Origin of the sequence: Campylobacter sp. CNRCH_2013_0898h, from assembly GCF_025772965.1 — a bacterium.
In the GTDB taxonomy this organism is placed as follows: domain Bacteria; phylum Campylobacterota; class Campylobacteria; order Campylobacterales; family Campylobacteraceae; genus Campylobacter_D; species Campylobacter_D lari_D.
Map to the genome: position 1 here is coordinate 1 of NZ_JAKMTD010000003.1, position 24,588 is coordinate 24,588.

Annotated in this window: 22 protein-coding genes; 12 read left to right on the forward strand and 10 right to left on the reverse strand. The window is 28.3% G+C overall.

Features of this window, described 5'->3' with window-relative positions; all coding sequences use genetic code 11:
* The 5 genes from L8X50_RS01965 to L8X50_RS01985 all read left to right on the forward strand — a co-directional run.
* The coding region (locus L8X50_RS01965) for an N-acetylmuramoyl-L-alanine amidase family protein (RefSeq protein WP_263659585.1) at nucleotides 1-1,492 on the forward strand (1,492 nt) is incomplete at its 5' end.
* Nucleotides 1,489-3,324: a bifunctional tRNA (5-methylaminomethyl-2-thiouridine)(34)-methyltransferase MnmD/FAD-dependent 5-carboxymethylaminomethyl-2-thiouridine(34) oxidoreductase MnmC gene (gene mnmC, locus L8X50_RS01970; protein ID WP_263660260.1), complete on the forward strand. Its 1,836-nt coding sequence runs from the start codon at nucleotides 1,489-1,491 to the stop codon at nucleotides 3,322-3,324. The genes L8X50_RS01965 and mnmC, both read left to right, overlap by 4 nt.
* A 59-nt stretch (nucleotides 3,325-3,383) precedes the next feature.
* Nucleotides 3,384-3,890, forward strand: coding sequence for a PAS domain-containing protein (locus tag L8X50_RS01975; protein ID WP_133319244.1), 507 nt, complete (start codon nucleotides 3,384-3,386; stop codon nucleotides 3,888-3,890).
* A 550-nt stretch (nucleotides 3,891-4,440) separates the two neighbouring features.
* Nucleotides 4,441-5,238 (forward strand): methyl-accepting chemotaxis protein, encoded by a 798-nt coding sequence (locus L8X50_RS08300; RefSeq protein WP_259443340.1) that lies wholly within the window; start codon nucleotides 4,441-4,443, stop codon nucleotides 5,236-5,238.
* An 11-nt stretch (nucleotides 5,239-5,249) separates the two neighbouring features.
* Complete coding sequence (locus tag L8X50_RS01985) at nucleotides 5,250-6,080, forward strand: hypothetical protein (protein WP_263660261.1); 831 nt, start codon at nucleotides 5,250-5,252, stop codon at nucleotides 6,078-6,080.
* Here the strand turns inward: L8X50_RS01985 and rseP are convergent.
* The 9 genes from rseP to murJ are packed head-to-tail and all read right to left on the reverse strand — an operon-like array spanning nucleotide 6,077 to nucleotide 16,372.
* A complete protein-coding gene (rseP, locus tag L8X50_RS01990; RefSeq protein ID WP_263660262.1) occupies nucleotides 6,077-7,183 on the reverse strand; it encodes an RIP metalloprotease RseP in 1,107 nt (368 codons plus the stop codon). The genes L8X50_RS01985 and rseP overlap by 4 nt on opposite strands.
* Nucleotide 7,184: 1 nt before the next feature.
* On the reverse strand, nucleotides 7,185-7,715 hold the full coding sequence (gene pgsA / locus L8X50_RS01995) for a CDP-diacylglycerol--glycerol-3-phosphate 3-phosphatidyltransferase (protein WP_263660263.1): 531 nt from the start codon (nucleotides 7,713-7,715) through the stop codon (nucleotides 7,185-7,187).
* A gap of 38 nt (nucleotides 7,716-7,753) precedes the next feature.
* A complete protein-coding gene (locus L8X50_RS02000; RefSeq protein ID WP_087689753.1) occupies nucleotides 7,754-8,533 on the reverse strand; it encodes an enoyl-ACP reductase in 780 nt (259 codons plus the stop codon).
* The gene (gene dapA / locus L8X50_RS02005; protein WP_133319239.1) at nucleotides 8,533-9,429 is read right to left on the reverse strand and encodes a 4-hydroxy-tetrahydrodipicolinate synthase; all 897 of its coding nucleotides are present in this window, start codon (nucleotides 9,427-9,429) and stop codon (nucleotides 8,533-8,535) included. The genes L8X50_RS02000 and dapA overlap by 1 nt, the downstream gene beginning before the upstream one ends.
* Nucleotides 9,419-10,672, reverse strand: a complete 1,254-nt coding sequence (locus L8X50_RS02010) for a M16 family metallopeptidase (RefSeq protein WP_263660264.1) — start codon at nucleotides 10,670-10,672, stop codon at nucleotides 9,419-9,421. The genes dapA and L8X50_RS02010 overlap by 11 nt, the downstream gene beginning before the upstream one ends.
* Nucleotides 10,669-11,727, reverse strand: a complete 1,059-nt coding sequence (locus L8X50_RS02015) for a quinone-dependent dihydroorotate dehydrogenase (protein WP_133319237.1) — start codon at nucleotides 11,725-11,727, stop codon at nucleotides 10,669-10,671. The genes L8X50_RS02010 and L8X50_RS02015 overlap by 4 nt, the downstream gene beginning before the upstream one ends.
* Before the next feature lie 52 nt (nucleotides 11,728-11,779).
* Nucleotides 11,780-13,543, reverse strand: a complete 1,764-nt coding sequence (locus tag L8X50_RS02020; protein ID WP_263660350.1) for an ABC transporter ATP-binding protein — start codon at nucleotides 13,541-13,543, stop codon at nucleotides 11,780-11,782.
* The gene (cysS, locus tag L8X50_RS02025; RefSeq protein WP_263660265.1) at nucleotides 13,536-14,918 is read right to left on the reverse strand and encodes a cysteine--tRNA ligase; all 1,383 of its coding nucleotides are present in this window, start codon (nucleotides 14,916-14,918) and stop codon (nucleotides 13,536-13,538) included. Before cysS ends, L8X50_RS02020 begins: the two co-directional genes overlap by 8 nt.
* On the reverse strand, nucleotides 14,918-16,372 hold the full coding sequence (gene murJ, locus L8X50_RS02030; protein ID WP_263660266.1) for a murein biosynthesis integral membrane protein MurJ: 1,455 nt from the start codon (nucleotides 16,370-16,372) through the stop codon (nucleotides 14,918-14,920). Before murJ ends, cysS begins: the two co-directional genes overlap by 1 nt.
* Nucleotides 16,373-16,496: 124 nt before the next feature.
* On the opposite strand from murJ, the gene L8X50_RS02035 reads away from it, so the two are divergent.
* The 6 genes from L8X50_RS02035 to L8X50_RS02060 are packed head-to-tail and all read left to right on the forward strand — an operon-like array spanning nucleotide 16,497 to nucleotide 22,315.
* On the forward strand, nucleotides 16,497-18,353 hold the full coding sequence (locus L8X50_RS02035) for a FapA family protein (RefSeq protein WP_263660267.1): 1,857 nt from the start codon (nucleotides 16,497-16,499) through the stop codon (nucleotides 18,351-18,353).
* Nucleotides 18,350-18,901 (forward strand): Holliday junction branch migration protein RuvA, encoded by a 552-nt coding sequence (gene ruvA, locus L8X50_RS02040; RefSeq protein ID WP_220566641.1) that lies wholly within the window; start codon nucleotides 18,350-18,352, stop codon nucleotides 18,899-18,901. The genes L8X50_RS02035 and ruvA overlap by 4 nt, the downstream gene beginning before the upstream one ends.
* A 16-nt stretch (nucleotides 18,902-18,917) precedes the next feature.
* Nucleotides 18,918-19,958, forward strand: coding sequence for a D-alanine--D-alanine ligase (locus tag L8X50_RS02045; protein WP_263660268.1), 1,041 nt, complete (start codon nucleotides 18,918-18,920; stop codon nucleotides 19,956-19,958).
* Nucleotides 19,959-19,960: 2 nt separating this feature from the next.
* A complete protein-coding gene (locus tag L8X50_RS02050) occupies nucleotides 19,961-20,176 on the forward strand; it encodes a type II toxin-antitoxin system Phd/YefM family antitoxin (RefSeq protein ID WP_087699049.1) in 216 nt (71 codons plus the stop codon).
* Between the two features lie 2 nt (nucleotides 20,177-20,178).
* Nucleotides 20,179-20,922 (forward strand): alpha/beta fold hydrolase, encoded by a 744-nt coding sequence (locus tag L8X50_RS02055; protein ID WP_263660269.1) that lies wholly within the window; start codon nucleotides 20,179-20,181, stop codon nucleotides 20,920-20,922.
* Nucleotides 20,915-22,315, forward strand: a complete 1,401-nt coding sequence (locus tag L8X50_RS02060) for a Mur ligase family protein (RefSeq protein ID WP_263660270.1) — start codon at nucleotides 20,915-20,917, stop codon at nucleotides 22,313-22,315. The genes L8X50_RS02055 and L8X50_RS02060 overlap by 8 nt, the downstream gene beginning before the upstream one ends.
* A gap of 11 nt (nucleotides 22,316-22,326) precedes the next feature.
* On the opposite strand, the gene flgH is transcribed toward L8X50_RS02060, so the two are convergent.
* Complete coding sequence (gene flgH, locus L8X50_RS02065) at nucleotides 22,327-23,028, reverse strand: flagellar basal body L-ring protein FlgH (RefSeq protein WP_133319229.1); 702 nt, start codon at nucleotides 23,026-23,028, stop codon at nucleotides 22,327-22,329.
* A gap of 85 nt (nucleotides 23,029-23,113) precedes the next feature.
* On the opposite strand from flgH, the gene pta reads away from it, so the two are divergent.
* Nucleotides 23,114-24,583, forward strand: a complete 1,470-nt coding sequence (gene pta, locus L8X50_RS02070; RefSeq protein WP_318529821.1) for a phosphate acetyltransferase — start codon at nucleotides 23,114-23,116, stop codon at nucleotides 24,581-24,583.
* Nucleotides 24,584-24,588 lie beyond the last annotated feature (5 nt).

The window sequence follows — 24,588 nt, forward strand, 5'->3', positions numbered from 1 at the left end:
AAAAGAAGATAAAAAAGAAGATAAAAAAGAAGATAAAAAAGAAGATAAAAAAACTTCGGCACAAAAAGAGCTTTTTATTCTTGATGTTAAAAAATTAGATAATGGTATTTTGCTTGATTTGAGTGAAAAAATTAGCCAAAAAGATATAAAAAATTTTACTTTAAAAGGTGATAATTTTCGTTATGTTGCAGATTTTGATGGAATTTTAAAAGGGCCAAAGAGAAATTTTGAATTTAAAGATTTTGATATTATTGTATCACAATTTAATCCAACTAGCATGCGTTTAGTTTTGAGTTCTAAAAAAGAGTTAAAAGTAAAAATAGAGCTTAAAGATCAAAGTCTTTTTATGGGACTTGAAAAAATAGAAAAAAAAGAAGAACCTAAACCTATAGTTAAAAAACAAAGCGAGATTAAAAAAACAGAAGTTAAAAAAGAAGTTGTTAGAAATGAACCTTTATATATTTTAAAATCAAGTAAAGATAAAAGTGGTGTTAATTTAAAATTAAATAATGATATTGATATTGAAGATATTAAAATCAACTCTTTTAAAGATGGTAAAATGTATCGCTCTATTGTGAGTTTTGAAGCCATTCTAGAAGGCGATAGAAAAAAAATTGATATTAATAAAAATCAATCTATCACAATAGTGCAGTTTAATAAAACTACAGTAAGAATTGTTTTAAATTCTACTAGTGATTTTAAGACTAGTCTTGATTTGGATGATGATGAGCTATTTGTAGGATTTGAGAAAAAGATTAAAAAAACGCCAGTAAAAAATACTTCAAAAGCAGCAAAAGCTACTATCAAAAAATCAGGCAAAATTATAGTAATTGACCCAGGTCATGGAGGTAAGGATCCAGGAACTTTAGGAGATAAGGGTGTTAGAGAAAAGGATGTAGTTTTAAGTGTGGCTTTAAAACTTGGAAATGAGCTAAAAAAAAGAGGATATAAAATTTATTACACAAGAAGTACTGATAAATTTATAAACCTTAGAGATAGAACTTCCATGGCTAATGAGAAAATGGCAGATTTGTTTATTTCTATCCATGCAAATGCAGCACCAAATAAACAAAGAGCTAAGACTTTACAAGGAATTGAAACTTTCTTTTTATCTCCTGCAAGAAGCGAAAGAAGTAAAAAAGCTGCTGAAGCAGAAAATCAATCAGATTTTGAAGAAATGAATTATTTTTCCAAGCAAACATTTTTAAATTTTTTAAATCGTGAAAAAATAGTTGCTTCAAATAAATTAGCTATCGATGTGCAGAAAAAAATTTTGAGCAATGTAAGAAAAAAATATAAAGTTGTTGATGGCGGGGTTAGAGAGGCTCCGTTTTGGGTTTTAGTAGGAGCACAAATGCCAGCGATTTTGATTGAAACAGGTTATATTAGTCATCCTAGTGAAAGAAATAGATTGACAAATAAAAATTTCCAAGAATTATTGGCCATTGGCATTGCCAATGGAATTGAAAGTTATTTTTATAAGAATCAATGAAAAAAGCAAATATTATTATAAAAAATAATGCGCCTTTTTCTTTGGATTTTGATGATTATTATTTTAATTCTAGTGATGGTTTAAGTGAAAGCAAATTTATATATACAAATGCTTTTGACTTTGAAAACAAACAAACTATTGTAGCAGAACTTGGTTTTGGTATAGGCTTAAATTTCTTTCTTACATTAAAGCGTTTTTTAAAAGAAAAAAAACACAATCAAAGACTTTTTTATCTTAGCTTTGAAAATTTTTATATAGAAAAAGATAAATTAAGAGAAATTTATAAAAAACTTGGTTTTTATGAGGAATTTAAAGAAGTTTTAGAGCAATTTTTAAATTTTTATCCTCCATGCAAGGATGGAGTTTATAGGTTTTATTTTCAAGATTGTTTTTTAGATTTGGTGTTTGGTGATGCTAAAGAAAATCTACAAAATTTAGACTTTAAGGCAAATATTTGGTATTTAGATGGTTTTTCACCTTCTAAAAATCAAGATATGTTTGATGATAATATTATAAACGATGTTGCTAAAAACTCAAAAATAAATGCTAAGATTTTAACTTTTTCTTCTGCTAGTGTTTTAAAAAAGGCTTTAATTAACAACAATTTTCAAGTGCAAAAGATAAAAGGTTTTAGAAAAAGAGAAATGATACAAGCCATTTTTAATGGTTTAGAATTTGAAGATAAATTTGCATATTTTAATACCCCATCTTTAAAAAAAGAGATTCAAAAAATAGCTATTATTGGAGCAGGTATAGCCGGAGCAAGCATGGCTTATGAGCTTTCTTTAAGAAATGTTCAAGTAGATGTTTTTGAAAAAGAAAATTCATTAGGAAAAGGCGCTTCTGGAAATATCAATGGAATTTTAAGCTCTTTGATTTTAAAACCCGATGTTTTATTGGGCGAGTTTTCACAATATGCTTTTTTAGAAGCAAGTAGATTTTATAGACAAATTTTAAATTTAATTCCACAAGGGGTTTATGAATTTGCTCATAATGAGCTTATGCAAGAGCGTTTTGATAGTCAAAAAGATAATGTTTTATTTGAAATTATTAACAATCAAGCCTTTTTAAAAGATGGATTTTGTATAAAACCTCAAGAGCTTGTGAAGACACTTTTGCAAAAAAGCAAGGCTAGAGTATTTTTTGAGTATGAATTTAAAGATTATTCTTATAAAAATGAAAAGTTTTTTTTAAATTTTAATAATCAAAAAATTTTAAAAGATTATGATGTGTTAATCTATGCTCAAGGTGCTGATGTTAAGAATTTTTTAGAGTATAAATATATGAAATTAAGTAGTGTAAGAGGTCAATGTACTCATTTAAAACCATTTTTAAAAAACCCGCATGCCTTATCTTCTAAAGGATATATTTGTCCTATTAATGAGGAGCTTAATTTACAACTTATTGGCGCAAGTTATGATAGGCTTAATCAAGATACAACGCTTTTAAAAAATGATGATTTACAAAATATTGAAAATGTAAAAGAGTTTTTACATGATGAAAATTTAGAGATAATGGGCGGTAAAGTAGGATTTAGATCATATTCTAGTGATAGATTTGCCATAGCAGGTCAAGCCTATGATGAAAATTTTTATATGCAAAATTATAAAGCACTTTTATGGCATAAAAATAAAAATCAAGTCATGCCAAATGATTTTATTCCTTTGTATTTTTCTATTGCTCATGGATCTAGAGCTTTTGCTAGTGCTATTGTTTGTGCTAGAGTGATGAGCTCATTGATTTTTGATGAGCCAAGAATAAAAAAAGAATTTTTACATGCCTTACATCCTGCAAGATTCTTAATTAGAAAGCTTAAAAAAGGACTTATTTAATCCTTGATTTATTAATTTTATATATTGGTATATTAAAATTAATATTTTAAGGAGGGTATATGAAAAGAAAAATTTTGCCAAATAATAATCAAAAATTTTTCAATGACGGACAAATGATTATTTCCAAAACAGATACTACAGGAAAAATCATATATTGCAATAGAATCTTTATTTCTCTTTCGGGCTATAGTGAGGAAGAATTATTGGGAAAACCTCATAACATAGTGCGTCATCCGGATATGCCAAAAGTTGTTTTTGAATTACTTTGGGAAAGACTTAAGAGTAAAAAAGAGATTATAGCTTATGTTAAGAATCTATCAAAAGATGGATCATTTTATTGGGTTTTGGCTTTTATCAGTCCTTCGTTTGATTCCAAAGGAGAAGTTGTTGGGTATTATTCTATGCGTTTAAAACCCAAAAAAGAAGCAGTTGAAAAAATAGAAAAATTATACAAAGAGCTTTTGATTGAAGAGCAAAAAGGTGGAAAAGGTGCATCAAGGAAGAAACTTGATGATTATTTAAATACAAAAGGGATGAGTTATGAAGAATTGGTTTTATCAATATAATATCAATCAATCTGTAAATTATTTTGCTTTATTTTTATTTTGTTTGATGGCAATCTTGGAAATAGTAGAAAATAATATTTTTGGTTTTATTTTTTGTGTGATTGGAACTTTAGTGGTGTTATTTGGGCTTGCTAGTGCTTATTATAGAAATAAAGAAGTTTTAAGGATTACTCAAGTTTTAAATGAGCTTACAAAAGGAAATTTGGAAGCAAGAATTACTCATATAGCTGTTCCAAAATCTGGAGTAGGAAAATTAAGTTGGGTTGTGAATGATTTAGCTGATCAAATGGAGGCTTTTAACAGAGAAATTCTTAATGCTATTTTAGCTGTAAAAGAACAAAGATTTTATAGAAAAGCAAGATTAGAAGGCTTAATGGGTACTTTCGCATATAATGCTAAAATTATTAATGAAGCTACTTTAGAAATAGAAAAAACTCAAAATTTATCCATAAGAAGTATTGTCGTTGAAAATGTTTCTAAGGATATGTCAGATTCTTTGCAAAAAGAATTAGCTTTGATTAATGTGAAATTAAATGATAATGCAAGCACTATGCATGATATATATGAGCAGGCAAATGATATTTCTACTCATTCTTCAAAAAGTGCCAAAAATGCAGAATTAATTTCAGTCGATTTGCAAAATTTAGGTGAAAATATCACTCAAATTCATACTTTAATGGATACTTTTTCACAGCAAATTAATAATGTTTCTTCTTTTATATCTATTATAGAAGATATTACAGAGCAAACCAATCTTTTAGCATTAAATGCAGCTATTGAGGCAGCTCGTGCAGGAGAGCATGGTAGAGGTTTTGCGGTAGTTGCAGATGAGGTAAGACATTTAGCTGAAAAAACTCAAGAGGCCGCCAAAGAAATTTCTGTGATGATTAAAGTATCAATAGAGCAAATGAGTAATATTAAAAACATAACTAATGAAGCTTATAAAGTTGCTAAAAAATCTAACTCAAGTTTAGAAGAATTCCAAGAGGTGTTTACCGGTGTTGATGAAAAAGCTAAAATTTTATTAGATGAGATTTCTAAGACAAGTGTTGATACTAATAAAATATTGCTTTATTTAGAGTGTTGTTTAAAAACATATTTAGCTTGCTCTTGTGTGATTAATTCCAAAATAGAAGATATAGAAGATAAAAATTTAGCCAAATTTGATTCTACAAGTAATATTTATGTTTTAAATCAAAATTTAAATTCTTATATAGAAAAATTATTTGATTGTATAAGAAACAATCAAATAGTCAAAGAGGAAAGAAAAATTTATGCACATATTAAGCAAATTCAAGATATAAATGAAAAAATGATAAGCGAAATAGAGCATAAAAAACATATTTAATAAGAGGTTAAATGAAAAAATACATTTTTTTAAGTTGTATATGTTTAAATGTGCTTGCTTCTAATTTAGAAGAAAGCTTAAGTGAGGGTGATGTTAATATAACTAAAGAACAAAAAACAAATGCAATTTCTAAACAAGTATTTTTTCAAAAACCACAAGAGTATCAAGCTCAAAATGTTGATTTTGGTACTTTTGCTAGTAATTCTTTAGCGCAGGTTTTAAATTTAAGCTCAAAGGACAAAACAGAAGCTAGTTTAGATTATAACGCTTTAAATGTAAATATTAAAAATATCAACTCAATTTTAGATTATGATAATGCTACTTTACTTTTAGAAAAACAAGCAAGAATAGGGCAGTTAGAGCAAGCTTATTCTTTGGGAATTATTAATCGTTATGAATTTGATGAAATCAATTTGGGTTTTAATTATTTTAATGATCAATATAAACAAGCTTATGCAAAAAATAGTTTTGGTGCTGAATTGCAATTTAGTCAATATTTTAAAGCATATGCCAATCATTATGATATAAAAGAAAATAATAGTGATGATAGTACAGAGTTTGGGGTTATATTTGATTTACCTTATTTAAGTGTTTTAAATGTAAATTCTAACATGAAAGAAACACAAAATCAGTATAACATTACTTATTCTCCAATTTCTATTTTGGATTTATCACTTAATTATCAAGATGAAAAAACAAGTGCAAAAGATCAAACGGCAATGTGGGTTAAGTTTAGACTAAATTATGAGCAAAGTTTAAGTAAGCAATTTTATAATAGCTTTTATCGTAAAAATAGTATAGCCGAGTTTAATCGCTATGATTTTGCTACTAGGACTTATTAATTGCTCATAAAACGAGTAATGTCATTGTAAGTTACAAATACCATTAAGCTTAAAAGCAAAGCCATGCCAAAATAACTAAGATATTCAAAACATACTTTTGGTACTTCTTTTTTAAAAATTAATTCATAAAGATTAAAAAGTATATGTCCTCCATCTAGTGCTGGTATCGGAAGTAAATTTAGTACTCCAAGATTGATGGAAATTAAAGCTGTGATTAAAAATAAAACTACTATACTAGTATTTGCTGCTTTGGAGGTTATATCCACCATAGTGATGATTCCACCCATATTTTTAGCATCTAATTCCCCACTGATGATTTTAGCAAGACCTTTAAAAATAAGCAAAGAAGCTTCTATGCTTTCTTCATAAGCATATTTTAAACTGCTAATTCCTGAGTGATAAATAGTAACAAACTCACCCTTAGGTGCTATACCAATAAGAGGTTTTTGAACTTTTTGATAAAACTCATTATAGCCTTGGTCAATTTGCGGTGTTAAAGTGATATTGATAAATTTATTATCGCGTTCTATGTCAAGCAGGGTTGGTTTTGCGTGAACAAGTTTGCCAATTTCTTCAAAACTTTGAATTTTAACTCCATCTATAGCTAGGATTTTATCTCCAATTTGTAAATTTGCTTTTTGTGCAGCTGAGTTTGGCGCTATATCTCCAACAACAGGTGCAAGTTTTTGAACCCCTAAAAAACCTATGGCTATATAAAGTAAAAATGCTAGAAAAAAGTTAAAAAATGGTCCCGCAAAAAGTATATAAATTCTAGCTAAAGGATTTAAAGTGTTATAGCTATTTGGCTCATAATTTTTTTCACTAGGATTTAAATCATCTTGTCCTTTAAGTTTAACATAACCACCAAAAGGTAGAGCAGATAAGCGATACTCTGTATTTTTGTAAGTTTTTTTAAAAATAGCTTTTCCAAAACCTATGCTAAAAATTTCTACATCAACCCTCATATGTTTTGCAGCTAAAAAATGTCCTAATTCGTGAAAAAAAATTAAAAAAGATATCACTAAAAGTGTTATTAAAAAACTAAAAGAATAAAATTTAAAGCCAATAGCTAAGATAATAAATAAAAATAAATATGATTTCAATTTATACCTTTTTTAAATGTTTTACATAAGCTAGTATGTATTCAAAAGCTGAATAAAGTGTAAGCACTAAAGCAATAAATAACAATGTATTAGCAAAAGGCCATTGCATGATTAAAAATATAATAGCTATCATTTGAAAAGTTGTTTTTATTTTGCCTGCAAAAGAAGCACTTACATCAAATTTTTCACTTATCATAACCACTCTAAAGCCGGTGATGAAAAATTCTCTTACTAAGATAATGTAAACCATCCATGGATCAGCTTTTTGCGTAAGTAATAACCCTAAAAATGCAGCTAGAATAAGCATTTTATCTGCTAAAGGATCTATAATAGCTCCAAGTTTAGTAGTTTGATTCCAAGTTCTTGCAATATAGCCATCGAAAAAATCAGTTAAAGCAGCTATGCTAAAAATAACACAAGCAAAATAATTTACCCAACTAGGATGGATATTTTCAAAATCATTAATAAGTAAAAAAAACAAAAGTGGAGCTAATAATATCCTTATAAAAGCTAAGATATTGGGTAAATTCATACTTTTAAAATCCTTTATAAAGCACCCTTAAGGTAATATTACTTAAAGGTGGTGCCACCATCTACGATCAAAGTATGGCCTGTGATCCAATTTGCCTTATCAGAGCATAAAAATAAACATGCGCCAGCTAGATCTTGTGGCTGTCCAATGCGGTTTAGCGGACTAAGATTGATAGTTGCATTTTTTACCTCTTCATAATTTGTAAATGCTTTAAGCGCGTCAGTATCAATTGGTCCACCGCTAACTACATTTACACGGATATTTTTAGAACCAAGCTCGGTTGCAGCATATCTTGCCATAGCTTCAACCGCTGCTTTAGCTGTACCATGACCAGCATAATTTTCAATATGAACTAAATTTCCTGTTGAAGAAATAGATAATATACTACCCCCACCAACTTTTTCCATTCTTTTTGCCGCTTCTTGTGCTCCAACAACAAAAGCATTTACGGTTGCTGTGAAAATATTATTAATACCTTTTGGCTTTAATTTCATAAATTTAGTATATCCACCTACAACGGCACGACCTGAAATGATAGCATTAGAGATGAAAAAATCTATTCTATCAAAATCTTGATCGATTTTTTCAAACAACTCTTTATATGTTTCTGGTTCAAGTATATTAAATTCATAAGCCTTTGCTTTGATTTTATAATTATTTTCTAAATCTTTCACAATTTCTTGAGCTAAATCTGCATTAGAATTATAAGTAAAAGCTACATTGGCTCCTGCTTTTGCAAACTCATATACAATAGCTTTACCAATCCCTCTTGTTCCACCGCTAATTACTAAAGTTTTATTTTGAAAAAAAGTATCCATTAAAATCCTTTTATGTTATAGTTTTTCATAATCGCTTCTATTTTTGTTAAATTGCAATCACTAGGTTTGCAAAGTGGCAAACGATATTCTAAAGTAGGGGTTAAACCTGCTATATACATTGCCGCTTTAATAGGTATAGGATTGCTTTCACAAAATAAAATTTTATTAATATTATATAACTCATCATTGATTTTTTTAGCTTCAATGTATTTTTCTTTTAAAGCTAGATGAGTTAATTTTGAAATCATATCAGGAAGTAAATTTGAAGTAACTGAAATCACACCCTTACCGCCATTTGAAAGTATAGGATAATTAATCGCATCTTCCCCGCTTAAAAGTATCATTCTAGGTTCATGCGCTAGCAAATCAACGCACTTATCAATGCTTCCACTAGCTTCTTTTACTCCGTAAATATTTTCACAATCTCTAAATAATCTTATAATAGTTTCTGTTTGAAGCTCACACCCTGTTCTTCCTGGGACATTATATAAAAGTACAGGTATATCTATACTTTTTGCTATTTCTTTATAATGAAGATATAAACCTTCTTGTGTGGGTTTGTTATAATATGGAGTAACGCTTAAAATTCCATCAGCTCCATGCTCTTGTGCAAACTTAGCTAAACTTACAGCTTCATGTGTGGCATTGCTTCCTGCTCCTGCTAAAACCTTACAAGAACTTCCTTTGCATGCATCTAGTGCTATTTCTATACAAATTCTATGCTCTTCATGGGTTAAGGTGGCACTTTCTCCGGTTGTTCCAACAGGCACTACTACATCAATTCCATTTGCGATTTGTCTTTTGATAAGTTTATGGTAAGTTTGCTCATCTAATTTTCCATTTTTAAATGGAGTTATTAAAGCTGTCATTGCTCCTATGATGATGTTATTGTCCATTTTCGCCCCTTTTTAAGATTATTGTTGTAGATTTGTCTTCATTGAAGTATTTTCTAGCACAATGAATTAAATCATCTTTGCTTAGATTTTCTATATTTTTTTCATAATCAAGCAAAGGTTTTAAATCACCCTTTGCAAGATAAGATCCATAAATATTTGCAACGCTACTTGCATTGCTTAGTGAAAAAATAAAATCACTTTTTACGGTATTTTTGATTTTTTCCATGATAGCATCATCAAATTTGGCATTTTTTACATCTTCAAGAATTTTCAAAAGCTCTTTTTCAACATCTTCTGCTTTTATACCTTCATTACAAACACAAATAAATATAAATAAATTCTCATCTATATTTTCACTTGCATAGGCATAAAATTCATTGATTAGTTCTAATTTATCAATTAAAATTTCACTTATTAAAGAACTTTTTCCATTTCCTAAAAGCTCACTCAATGCGCAAAGTTTTGGCATATCTTCATGATTAAATGCAGGAATTTTGTATGCAAGTGCTAGTAGTTGCGTATCGCTTTCTTTGTGCAAGATCACGCGTTTAGCACCATCTTGTTCAGGTTCTTTTTCATGAACTATAGGGATTTCTTTGGTGTTTTTTATATCTTGAAAATGTTTTTTAGCAAGATTGAAAACTTCATCTTCATTAATATCGCCACTCACAAGCAAAATAGCATTTTTGGGTTGATAAAAAGTTTGATGAAAATCTTGTATATCTCCTATTTTCCAATTTTGTATATCTTTAAAAAAGCCTATTGGAGTCCAATGATATGGATGATGTAAAAAGGCATGATTGTATAATCTAAAATATAAATATCCTAAAGGATTATTATCAGTTCTCCAACGCCTTTCTTCTAAAACTACATTTCTTTCAGGCTGAAACTCATCATCTTTTAAATTTAAATTACGCATTAATTCAGCAAAAAGCCACAAAGATTTGTCTAAATTTTCACTAGAGCATTTTATAAAATAATGCGTATAGTCAAAACCAGTACTTGCATTATCCACTCCACCAAAACCCTTGACTATCTCATCAAATTCGCCTGCTTTTAAATTTTTTGTACTTTTAAAATTTAAATGTTCAAGCATGTGAGCTATGCCGCTTTTTCCCATTTTTTCATTTCTTGAGCCAACTTTATAAAAAATATCTACACTTATAACCCCGCTTTTTTTATTTACAGGTAAAGTGTAAATTTCAAGTTCATTTTCAAGGGTGATTTTTTTATAATTAATCATTTAAAATTAACTCCTATAGCTTGACTAATATGATTAAAACCATCTTGTTTTAAAAGTTCAATTAATCCTTGATTGATATTTTTAACAATGCTTGGTCCTTTGAAAATCATAGCTGTATAAATTTGAACCAAACTAGCCCCATTTTTAATGCGTTCATAAGCAAGTTCAGCACTATCTATACCACCGCTTGCTATTAAAATAGTATCTTGATAAATTTCTTTAGCTACTTCTTTAAAAAATGTCGCACTTTTTTGAGTGATTAATCTACCACTAATTCCACCAAAGGTTCTTGTATTATCAATTAAAGAATAATCTATACTAGTATTTGCCATGATAATACCATCAGCTTTTGCACTAATAGCACTTTTGCAAAGTGAAATTGCACTATCTATACTCATATCTGGAGCAATTTTTAAAATCACAGGTTTTTTTGTGATTTCTTTTGCTTGATTAAATAGGGTGTTTACAAATTCCTCACTTTGTAAATCTCTTAAATTTTTGGTATTTGGAGAGGATATATTAATCACAAACAAATCGCACAAATCTTTAAATTCTTTTAATAAAATAATATAATCATTAATAGCTTCTTCATTTGGAGTGATTTTATTTTTGCCTATATTTGCTACTAAAGGTATGCTAAAAGGATAGACTTTTTTTACTTCTTTTGCGATAGCATCTTTACCTTTATTATTAAAACCCATAGCATTTTGAATACTTTCTTGTTCAACAAGTCTAAAAAGTCTAGGTTTTTCGTTGCCATTTTGAGGTTTTGGGGTGAAAGTTCCATATTCTAAAAAGCCAAAACCTAAAGCACTTAGCGGTCTTATCATAGTTGCATTTTTATCAAAGCCACCTGCTAAACCCACAGGATTGTAAAAATTTAAATTAAAAATTTCTTGATTTAAAATTTCATCATTTATTATACAATCTTTTGCAAAAAAACTAAGCCCTCCAGGAAATATACAATCTAGCGTTCGCATACTAAATTCAGCTAAAGCATGGGCATTTTCTGGATCTAATTTATATATTAAAGGTTTTAAACTTTCATAAGTCATATTTTTCCTTTTTTTTACAAAATAGCATATTTTACTAAAAAAATGATAATTCTTAGTTTTCATTTTCTTTAACTTTATCAGTTTTTTGTACTTTTTGTTTTAATTTTTGATAAATTTCACAATGTTGCATTAAATAAGCATCATTTCCTATAGAAGCTATTTTTCCTTTATCAAGCACAGCAATTTTGTCAGCATTTTCTATAGTGCTAAGCCTATGAGCGATGATGAGTATTAAGCGATCTTTTTTTAAGCTTTCTATAGTTCTTACTATGGCTTTTTCGCTTTCATTATCAAGTGCTGAAGTTGCTTCATCAAAAATTAAAATTTGAGGATTTTTATATAAAGCCCTTGCTATGGCAATGCGTTGTTTTTGTCCGCCGGAGAGATTTTTTCCATGTTCTTTTAATTCAGTATGTATACCACCAAGCTCTTGAACAAAATCATAAGCATTAGCTTGTTTTAAAACCTCTATCACGCGTGTTTCGTTATATTCTTTAGCATAAGCAATATTTTGAGCTATAGTGTCATTAAATATATAAATATTTTGAGTTACTAAAGAAATATTTTCTCTTAAACTAACAATATTAAAAGAACTAATATCTTTTTGATTGATTAAAATCTTACCACTATCTTTTTCAAAAAAATACATCAAAAGATTGATAATAGAAGATTTTCCTCCACCACTTGATCCAACTAAGGCTAGAATTTCTCCTTTATCAAAAGAAAAATTTACATCTTTTAATACCATTTTATCTTTTTGATAGCTTAAAGAGACATTTTTAAAATGAATATTTTGGATGTTTTCTGCAAGTTTTTCATTACCACCTTTAATTTGTGGTTCTAAATCAGTTAGATAAAAAGTTCTCTCACTAGCTGCTACTGCATTTTGCAATCTTGTATAAAGTGAAGAAAGTCTTTTAATAGGAGTATAAGCCATAAATAAAGCTGTAGTAAAGCTAAAAAAAGAACCTATAGTTAAACTTCCATCAATTACTTCTTTACCACCTATTATAATTACTATTGCAAAGCCAATTGAACCCATAGATTCCATTAAAGGGCTACTTAAAGCTTCAATTCTAATGCCTTTTAAGGAAAGTTTGCAAACTTCGCTATTAGTTTGGCTGAATTTTTGCATTTCATTTTTACCTGCATTAGAAGCTTTAATAAGTTCTATATTAGAAAAGATTTCACTTAATCTTGAAGTAAGATCAGAATTTTTTTCTTGAGTATTGCGTCCTATTTTTTTGATTTTTTTAGCAAAAATAGCAAGAGGGTAAATTGCTAAAGGTAAAATAACTAAAGCAAAAAAAGCAAGTTTTGGACTTTGATAAATTACCACACTTAAAAGTCCAATCGCGGTTAAACTTTCTCTTAAAATTTCAGGTATTATAGTAGAAACTATATTTTGTAAAGCTCCAATATCAGAAGTACATCTGCTGATTAATTCTCCACTTCTGTATTTATGAAAAAAGCTCATATCTAAGCGCAAAAGATTGCCAAGAACTAATTCTCTTAATCTTCTTAAAATATCTGTCCCAACATAAGATATATAATAAACTTGCATATAAGCACCAAGATTTTTTAAAGCATAAATTAAAACAACAAGCAAAGGCATATAATAAAGCAAATCAACATTTTTTTCTATAAAAATTTTATTTAAAATAGGCTCTATGATATATGCACTAGCTGCCGTTCCACCACTAGTTAAAAGCATACCAATAATAGCTAAAACAAAATAAAACCAATAATCTTTATAATAAGGCTTAAAGCGAGTAAAAACCTCTTTAAGCTTCATTTCTTTGTAATTTTTATCCATTTTTCTCCCATACCACACCATTTGGTGTATCCATTAAAAGAATATTCTCTTTAGCTAAATCATCACGAATTTGATCTGCTAAGGCATAGTTTTTTTCTTGCTTTGCCTTGTTGCGTAGAGCGATTTTTTCTTCTATTTCCTGGCATTTTTCTTCACTAATGCCAAATTGAAAATATTTTATAGTATCTATAAAACCTATACCAAAAATAAAAGCGAGTTCTTTTAAGGTTTTTTCTAATTGTATTTTATAAGCTTTGTCTTTTAGGTTTTGATCTAAGTAAATATTACTTTCATTGATAAACTCATCAAGTAAAGCCAAGGCTTTAGAGGCATTTAAATCATCATTTAAAACTTCTAAGATATTTTTAGCTACTTCGCTTTCTATGGTAGTTTTTTCATCTATAAAAGCATTTAAATTTAAGCGTTTTTTTAAACGATAAAATTTATCAAGTCTTTTTTTAGCAGCTTGTAAGTCTTCTAAAGCGTAGTTAAAATGCGCTCTATAATGCACACTTAAAAGATAAAATCTCAAAACCTCTCCGCTAAAAAGTTTTAAAGAATCTTTTAGAAAAAAGCTGTTTCCTAAGCTTTTGCTCATTTTTTCACCATTAATTTGCACAAAGCCATTATGCAGCCAAAAATTAGCCAGCTCATGATTGTTTTTACAACGACACTGACAAGCTTCATTTTCATGATGAGGAAAAAGTAAATCTATGCCTCCTGCATGAATATCAAGTTTATCTTTAAAAATACTTTCTATCATCACAACGCATTCTGTGTGCCAGCCTGGTCTTCCTTTGCCAAAACTTGCAGGATAAAATTTTTCATCAAATTTCCATAAAACAAAATCGCTATCATTTTTTTTAGCCACGCTTTCTTCTAGGCGTGATTGATTATCTTCTAAATTTCTTTTAGAGATATAAAAATATTTATCATCTTTGCTGGTATCAAAATAAATTCCATCTTCAAGTTTATAAGCTAGGTTTAATTCCGAAAGTTTTTCTATATATATAATCATTTGCTCAATATAAGCTGTAGCCTTTGGTTTAAAATCAGGTTCTAAGATATTAAGCGCTTGCATATCCTCATCATATCTTTTAATATAAAAATTTGTAATTTCTTCTAAGCTTTTACCACTTTCTTGCATTTTTTTTAAAATTTTATCATCAATATCAGTGTAATTTCTAGCAAAAATCACTTCATAATCACTTGCTAGTAAAACTCTTCTTAAAAAATCAAAACAAACACTACTTCTTGCATGTCCTAAATGTGCATCATCATATACAGTAGGTCCGCATAGATAAATGTTTGCTTTTTTTGCCTCATTTGGGATAAATTCGCATTTTTTCTTTAAAACACTATCAAAAAAAACCATTAAAATAAACCTTTAAAAAAATGATAAATTCCAATTAAAAATTGTATTAAAATATCTTTAATTTCAAATAAGCCTAGAGCAAATAAACTTAAAAATACTATACTAATAAGCCAAAATTTAACCCTAAAAATACCCCAAAGATTTTTAAAGCCAAATTCTTTAATATTAGCATATAATAAATAAAAAGCACTAATAGATGAAGCTAATGCAATGCCTAAACTCTTATAAGCTTCTTCTTTGATAAGTAAAATAATCACTATGCTAAAAAATGCTGATATAAAAAGTGTTTTAAAGGCGATTATAGCGGCTATTTTTTGTTTAAATTTAGCATAAAGCCATAAAGAAAAAAGTTTTTGCAAACCAAAAGGTAAAAGTCCTAAAAGATAAGCTTGTAATAAAAATGCAGTGATTTTTGTATCTTCTTGATTAAAATTTCCTCTTTGAAATAAAAACTCTACAATTTCTTTAGCTAAAATAATCCCTACTATACTAGCTAAAATCAAAAGCACGCTTAAATACTCAAAAGCTTTTTGCATAAAAGCTAAGGCTTTTTGTTCTTCATTTGCTTTTAAATGTCTTAGTATTTTTGGGAAGCTTACTTGACTTAGAGCGATTGCAAAAAGAGCTAAAGGAAGCTGAAAAACTCTGTTAGAATAATACAAATACGAAATACTTCCAGACATTAAAAAACTAGCTATAGTAGTATCTAATAATGAACTAATTTGATTTGCCGAAGAGCCTAAAAGTCCATGGGTAAAAGTAGAATGAAATTTATCTAAACTAGTCTTTGTTTTTTTAAGTTTTATGCTTAAATACATACTTTTTAAAATTCTAGTGTTTTTTAAAGCAAAAATATGCCATATAAGTTGAGCTAAACCACTTAAGACAGTCGCATATGAAAAATAATACAAGGCCTCTAAAGGCTCATCTTGATTGACAAAAAAACCTGCAATCACAACAAAAAGATTAAAAAATGAAGCAGAAAAAGAAGTGATGAAAAAATTTTGCTTATAATTTAATAAAGAGCCTAAAAAAGTTACTAAAAAAATAAAAAACAAATACCAAAAATTAATAGAAACTAAAGGCGCAGCTAGGATAATTGTTTCTTTACTAAAGCCAAAAGCAAAAATCTTTGTAAAAAATTCAGCAAAAAAACTCACTAAAATACAGGTTAAAAACACTATAATACTAAATTGCAATAAAACATTTATACAAAAAGCACCTTTTTTACTTGCTTTTAAAAAACTTGGTAAAAAAGCTTGTCCAAAGGCCCCTTCTGCAAAAATTCTTCTAAAAAAAGCAGGCATTTTTAAAGCCACAAAGAAAATATCGCTATAAATTCCAGCTCCTAAGTACAAAGCTAAAACAATATCTCTTAAAACGCCCATAATCCTAGAAAATAAAATTCCTAAGGCATTGATGATGAAATTTTTAAAAACAATATTTTTTCTCATTAGTTTTCATTCTTTAAACATTAGTTTGAGTATTATAAAATTTTTAATAGAGCTAATTTTAACTAAATTTTGATTTTATTTTTGCTAAAATCAAAATTTTATATATAATAAGGAAGCTTAAGCTATGGAAGAAAAGAAAATTTTATACACTAAAGACCCTTGTAGAGAGCTTTTAATATTTGCTTCTGAAAATAAATGTGAAGTTGATGAACTTGATTTTAGGTTGTTAAGTTTTAGTACTTCTTATACTTATGATAATCAAGAATGGATAAAAGTTAATGAAAAAGAGTTGAAAATTTTTGAAGAAGATGAGAAATTTTTAAATCATGAATTAAATATAGAACAAGAATATAAAATAGAAATTTATTTTAAAAAATTTGCACGCATTTCAACTTTTGAAGTTAGTTTATATACTAATGAGCTTTGTACTTTATTAAAAGCTAGCGTTAAAGCTAGTGAAACTATTGCTTTTCATGACAAATTAGCTCTAGAGCTTTTAGAAGCTATTTATAAAGCGATGATAAAAGAAAAATATTTGCTTGGGTTTAGAATTTTTGATTTTAAAAAGCAAATTATTGATTTTAATGCTAAGGTTAAAGAGAAGCAAAAATTTGATTTTGAAGTTGAATTTGAAGTATGTAAAGGAATTAATCCGCAAGAGCCTACAAATGAAGAAATAAAATATCATTATTTAGAAAATCTAAAAAAGTATAATGATGTGATGAATAGAAACTATGTAGCGCCTATAGGAAAAGATGAGGTGGCTATTGAGAGAATTAAGCCAAAAGAGGGTAGTGATGGCAAGGATTTAAGATTTAAAATTTTAAAAGCACTTCCACCAAAAATAAATAAAGAAAAAGTTATTTGTTCTGATAAATTTGAAGTTAAAGAAGATGATGAGAGTATAAAATATATTGCTAAAAAAGATGGTTTTATTATACAAAGAAAATCCATTTATGAGATAGAAAATTATTTAGAATTTAGTAAGGTTGATTTTAAAAGTACAGGTTCTATTTGGGCGGGTTTTGATAAGCAAGTTATTATTGTGATTAAAAATACAAACACTCTAGAAGATGCAATAGGTCCTAGAATTACTGTTGAGGCTCAGGAATTAGAAGTTACTGGTAATATGGCTCAAGATTCTGTTTTAAGAGGTAAAAAGATAATTCTTAAAGGCAATATGCATCATAAAAGCACTATTATAGGACAAAAGGTTGAGGTTAATATCTTAAGAGGATATTGTGAGGCTGAGGAGGTTTTTGCTGAAACTTTGGAAAATGGCTCTATCAAGGCTAAAAAAGTAAATATTAAAAAGGCTATGAGTGGAGAGATTATTGCTGATGAAATTTACATACAAGAACTCGGCGGAAATTGTTTATGTAGTGCTAAAAGTTTAATCCATGTTGAAAAAATTCAAGGCAGTGGAAATAAATTTATAATTCAAGATCTTAAAGCTTTTGGAGAAGAAAAAAGCGGAGAAGAGATACTAATACATGTTGATGGATTGAAAAAAGAACAAGAAAATTTAGTTAAAGAAATAGAAGAGACTAAACACACAATCAATATAAGTAAAGACTCCATACGAATTTTACAGCAAAAAGTAAAAGAATTAATGAGTGTAAAAAGAGCTATACCGCAAGCTTATAAAGCTACTATTAAAGATTTTAATCAAAAGATTGAAAATCTAAGTATTTTTGCCAATAAAATAGAATCTTTAAAAGAAGAAGAAAAAGCAAATATGGAAAAGCTTAAGAAAATTCAAGAAAAACTTTTAAAATCTAAGATTATTAATAAAAGTGGAAAATGGATGGATTTAAATGAAATTAAATTCATTTTGTTAAATCCTAGAAAAGAATTAAGCTATTATCCTCATGATGAAGAAAAAATTCAATGTTTTGAGCTTCAAAAAATTAATACAGAAAATGAGATGGAACTTTTTGAAATTCGTGCTATTAGTAATTACAAGGAAGAAACTAAATGATAGTGGCAATTGAAGGAATAGTGAGTAAAAAAGAACCTACTTTTGTAGTTTTGAAAACTTCAAGTGGGGTAAGTTATGGTGTTTTTGTTTCGCTTTTTTGCTCAAGTAATTTTGAAAAAGATCAAAAGGTTGAGTTTTTAATCACTCAAATTATCAAAGAAGACTCTCATAAATTATATGGATTTTTAGATATAAATGAGCAAAAAATGTTTGAGTTGTTGATTAAAATTAGTGGTATAGGAGCAACTACTGCTATGGCACTTTGCTCAAGCTTAGATACTAATACTTTTTATGCGGCTTTGCAAAGTGGCGATGAGAGTGTATTTAAAAAGGTTCCTGGTATTGGTCCAAAGAGTGCAAAAAGAATTATAGCTGAGTTAAGTGATGCAAAAATCAATATAGAAAATTCCAATCAAGACCAAGCACAAGCTTTGGCAGCTTTACTTTCACTTGGTTTTAAACAAGAAAATATTTTAAAGGTTTTAAGAACTTGTGAGAGTAAAAATACTAGTGAGCTTATTAAAGAGGCTTTGAAAAAATTAGCATAATAAAAGGAAAAATATAATGATATATGGTGTAATTTTTGGCGCAAATTCTTATGAGCATGAAATTAGCATTGTAAGTGCTGTGGTATTAAAAAAAGTACTCAAAGCACAAAAAAAATTTATATTTTGTGATAAAAATAAGGAATTTTTTCTTATAGATGAAGAAAAAATGAATGCAAAAACTTTTAGCAGCGGTGCTTATAAAAAAGAAAAAGCCTTGGTGTTAAAGCAGGGTGGGTTTTTTATAAAAACTATGTTAGGTGAGAAAAAACTTGACATTGATATAGCGATAAATATCATACATGGAAAAGATGGTGAAGATGGCAAAATAGCTGCTTTGCTTGATTTTTATGGTATAAAATACATAGGCCCACGCATAGAAGCTAGTGTTTTATCTTTTAATAAGGTTTTAACTAAACTTTATGCACAAAGCGTAGGGGTAAAAACACTTGATTATAAGGTTTTAAATTTGCATAAAGAGCAAAATGTATCTTTGGATTTTCCTTGTATTTTAAAGCCTGCAAGATTAGGTAGTAGTATAGGTATAAGCATAGTTAAAGATGAAAGCGAGCTTAAGTATGCCAAAGATGTTGCTTTTGAATTTGATGAGGATGTTGTGATAGAACAATTTGTAAGTAATATTAAAGAATATAACTTAGCAGGTTGTATAATAGATGAAAAAATGGAATTTTCTATTATTGAAGAGCCTAGAAAAAATGAAATTTTAGATTTTGAACAAAAATATTTAGGTTTTTCAGAAAGTTCTAAAGTAAGTGAAGCAAATATTAGTGAAGAATTAAAACAAAAATTAAGGGATAATTTTACTAGAATTTATAATCCTTTATTTAAAGGAGCTTTGATTCGCTGTGATTTTTTTGTGATAGATGATGAGGTTTATTTAAATGAGATCAATCCAAATCCAGGATCTTTAGCAAATTATTTATTTGAAGATTTTACTAATGTAATTAATAGTTTAGCTAAAAATATAGAATTTGAAAAGCAAATTAAGATTGATTATGCTTTTATTCATAGTATTAATGGACAAAAAGGTAAGCTATAATCATGGCTACTTTTAGCAAAGATGAAATTTATACTGCAACTGAAGTGGTAAGAAATTTCAGCACTATGCTTGAAAAAACAAAAAAAAGTGAAAATGGTAGAGTGGTGATTGTGAAAAACAATAAATTTGAAGCTGTACTTTTGAACTTTGAAGAATATGAGCGTTTAAATGAAGCTGTGATGCTTTTAGAAAAGATTTACAAAGATAAAAAAGGCTAGAAATGGCAAAAACTAGAGTATATTCTAATGGGTATTTTTATAATTTAAGTTATGAAATCATCAATCCAAAATGCGAAAAAACAATTCTTGTTTTGCATGGTTGGGGTGCTAATAAAGAGCTTATGAAACAAGCTTTTGAAAAGCCTTTGAGCGATTTTAAGCAAATTTATTTAGATTTACCTGGTTTTGGAAATTCAAGTATAGATGCACCTATGGATTCTTATGCTTATGCAAAGGTTGTAGAAGACTTTTTAACTACAATTGAGCAAAAAGCAGATTATTTAATGGGGCATTCTTTTGGCGGAAAAGTTGCGACTATTATGTGCCAAAATGCTAATTTTCAAGGTTTGATTTTGCTTTCTAGTGCAGGCGTGGTTTTACCAAAAAGTTTTAAAGTGAAGTTTAAAATAGCCTTGTTTAAAATTTTGAAAAATCTCCCTTATGGGGATTTTTGGAGGAAATTTTTTATTAGTAAAGACGCTCAAGGCATGAATGAAGTGATGTATGAAACCTTTAAAAAGGTTGTTAATGAAAATTTAGAAAATGAATTTCAAAAGCTTAAAAATCCTATTTTGATTTTTTGGGGTAATGAAGATAAGGCTACACCTTTAAAAAGCGGAGCAATTATCCATTCTTTAGCACAAAAAGGGAAATTTTTTGCATTAGATGGGGATCATTTTTTCTTTTTAAAACATGCTGATTTTATAAATGAAAAAATACATGAGGAATTTTTAAAAAATGATTAGTATGATAGCTTTTTTAAGTTTGAATTTTTTACTTGGATTTTATCTGATTTTAGCCTTACAATGGTACTCTTATAAATTTTCACGCATAATTTTACACTTTTCCAAACCCTTATGGCATTTGTATTTTTTAATAATTCCTTATTTTGCTTTTGTGTTTTCTTTGTATAGTGGAAATTTTTATTTATATTTTATAGTTTTTGCTCTATCTTTACTATATGGTGGATATTTATATAAAAATTTAGATAAAAAGCTAGTTTTTACTGCTAGGATTAAGCGTTATTTTTTATTTTTGTCACTTTTTAGCTTGATTTTTATACCATTTTTTTGGATAGGTTTAGAAGCTTTAGTAGTTACATTTTTATTAAGCTTTTTTGTGGAAAAAATTAATCAGAAAAGTTTTATAAAAAAAGCAAGTAAAAAGATTTGTGATAATCCAAATTTAAAAATCATTCTAATAACTGCAAGTTTTGGAAAAACAAGTATAAAAAATTTTTTATACGAACTTTTAAAAGATGAGTTTAAGTGCTATAAGACTCCAAGAAGTGTTAATACTTTTATGGGTATAGTAAAAGATATCAATGAAAATTTGGAAAATAATACTGAAATTTATATCGTAGAAGCTGGTGCAAGAGAGCAAAATGATATTTTAGAAATTACAGAGTTTTTAAATCCTCAAATTTGCATAGTAGGTGAGATTGGTTTGGCGCATTTGGAATATTTTAAAACTCAAGATAATATCCGCAAAGCTAAGTTGCAAGCTTTAAAATCCAAGCGTTTAGAAAAATACTTTTTACACTCAAGCACCTTATATGAAAATGAATTTTATGATGAGTATTTAAGTGATGTTAGGGCAAGTTTGGAAGGATTGGATTTTAAAATAAGATTAGATGATAGTATTTATGACTTTCATGCAAATTTACTAGGTGCTTTTAATGCTTATAATATTAGCGTGTGTATTTTGCTTGCACATTATTTAGGAATTAAAATAGAAAATATTACAAAAAGCGTATCGAATTTAAAGGCAGTAGAACATCGCTTGCAAGTGATTTCTAAAGAGCCTAAATTTATCATAGATGATGGCTTTAATGGAAATTTTAAGGGTATGAGTCAAAGCTATGAGCTTTGTAAAAGCTATCAAGGAAGAAGAGTTTTAGTAACTCCTGGTATAGTTGAAGTTAATGAAGAAGAAAATATAAAATTATGTAAAATTATTAATGAATGTTTTGATTTTGTGATTATTACTTCAGAGGCTAATAGCGCGATTTTACAAAAACATATCACATTAGATTTTTATGTATTAAAAGAAAAATCTCAACTTGTGCAAACTTTATCAAGATTAACTCAAAATGGGGATTTGATTTTATTTTCCAATGATGCGCCAAGTTTTATGTAAAACCATTTAGCTCAAAAAGGCCAAATGGTCTCCATAAATTTTGTCCCCCAAGGCTTGCGTGTAGATTTGTCTATATCGCCTTCGGTTTTATAAAGAATCTTTGCATCAGCTATATATTTACTATCTATCATATTATCTTGAGAAATATCATAAGGTCTTATAACCCCACTTAGTTGAATGATTTGTTTTTCTCCGTTGATTAAAAGCTCACGACTTCCTTCTATAAAATAATTTCCATTAGATAAAACCTTAATTACTCTAGCAGAAATTGTAGTTTGGAAATTTTCACTTCTAGTTTGGCTTCCTGTGCCTTGATATTGTGAAGTACTTGCTGTGGTATAGCCTATATTTGTATAGTCATTAACAAAATCTCTAACTTTGCTAAGTCCAGCACCTGTAGTTATTTGTCCACCGCCTAAATTTACATTGTTGTTTTTGCTTGTAGATTTAGAGCCTTGTGAATTTTGTGTAGCATTTTCTCTAATGACTACGGTTACCAAGTCATTTACATTCATTGCTTTTTTATCAGAAAATAAAGGGTTATCTCCTTTACCAAACAGCGATCCAGGATTGCTTTGAGTATTATGATTTTGCTTAGGAGCTAGTTCTTCTACATAAGTAGGTGGTTTCATATTAATATGTGGATCAACTGTGGCACTACAGCCAAACATTACAAAAGGTAACAAGTAAAAATTAACATTTTTAAATTTCATAGCTTTATAACCTTATATTATTATGATGAATTTTAAAATAATTATATTATAAAAAACAATTATTTTGTTAAATAAAGAGGAAAAAATGAAATCTATGTTTTTATTAAACTGCATTGATGAAAAATTTTTGCAGCAGTGTTTAGAAAAGGTACGAGGTAAAATAGCTTTTTACTTTCCTGTTTTTTGTGAAAAAAATAAAGAAAAAATTACTTCATTTTGCACAAAAAGAAATCTTAAAATAGATTTTTTTAGTAGTTTTGAAAAAAATGAGTATCAAGGTAAATTCACTCAAAATTTAAATGATTTTTTTAAAAAGATTATTGAAGATTTTGAGAAAACAAAAAAAGAAAATGATTTTACTATAGTAGTTGGAGTAGATGATTTTGGCTTGATGGGGGATTTAAGTTTAAATATAGCCTTAGCTAAAGAGCTAAACGCTCCATTGTATGCAAAAAGTCAAGATGAAAATCATACTATGTTAAATTTTTTACTAAGCCAAAAGCTTAGTGACTTTGTTTTGTTAAAAGAAAATGAAGATTTTATTCAAGATTTATTACAAGAATATACTTATAAAACTCAGGCAAGATTTTCTTATGAGCTTTTTGAAAAAGCAAAAGCAGATAAAAAAATAGTAGTTTTACCTGAAAGTTTTGATGAAAGAGTATTAAAAGCTAGTGAATTTTTAATACAAAATGAAATTGTTGATTTGATTTTGCTAGGTGATAGCAATGAAATTTGTGCGAAAGCCAATAGTTTAAATATCAATATCGATGGTGTGCGTATTATAAATCCTAAAAATTCTCAATATAATGAAGAATTTGAAGAGCTTTTATATGAAGCTAGAAAAAGCAAAGGTATGAGTAAAGAAGAAGCTAAAAAACTCGTGCAAGATAAAACTTATTTTGCGACTTTACTTGTACATACTCAAAAAGCCCATGCTATGGTAAGTGGTGCAAGTACAACTACTGCTGAAACTATTCGTCCTGCTTTGCAAATTATCAAAACAAAACCTGATGTGAGTTTGGTTTCTGGTATGTTTTTTATGTCTTTAGAAGATAAGGTTTTGGTTTTTGCTGATTGTGCTGTTATGCCAAATCCAACCCCTGAACAACTTGCTGAAATTGCTTATGTGAGTGCAAATAGTGCTAAAGCTTTTGGACTTGAACCTAAAGTGGCTTTACTTTCATATTCTAGTGGAGATAGTGGGAGTGGAGCTAGCGTGGATGCAATTAAAGAAGCTACTAAAATAGCTAAAGAAAAATATCCTCAACTTGAGCTAGAAGGTCCTATACAATTTGATGCAGCATATGATATGCTAACAGCAAAAAGTAAAATGCCAAATTCTAAAGTAGCAGGAAAGGCAAATGTATATGTGTTTCCTGATTTAAATGCGGCAAATATTTGCTATAAAGCAGTACAAAGAACAGCAAATTCTTTAGCTATTGGCCCGATTTTACAAGGTCTTAAAAAGCCAATTAATGATTTAAGTAGAGGTTGCTTGGTGGAAGATATTGTTAATACTGTGATTTTAAGTGCTATTCAAGCACAAGAATAAGGAGA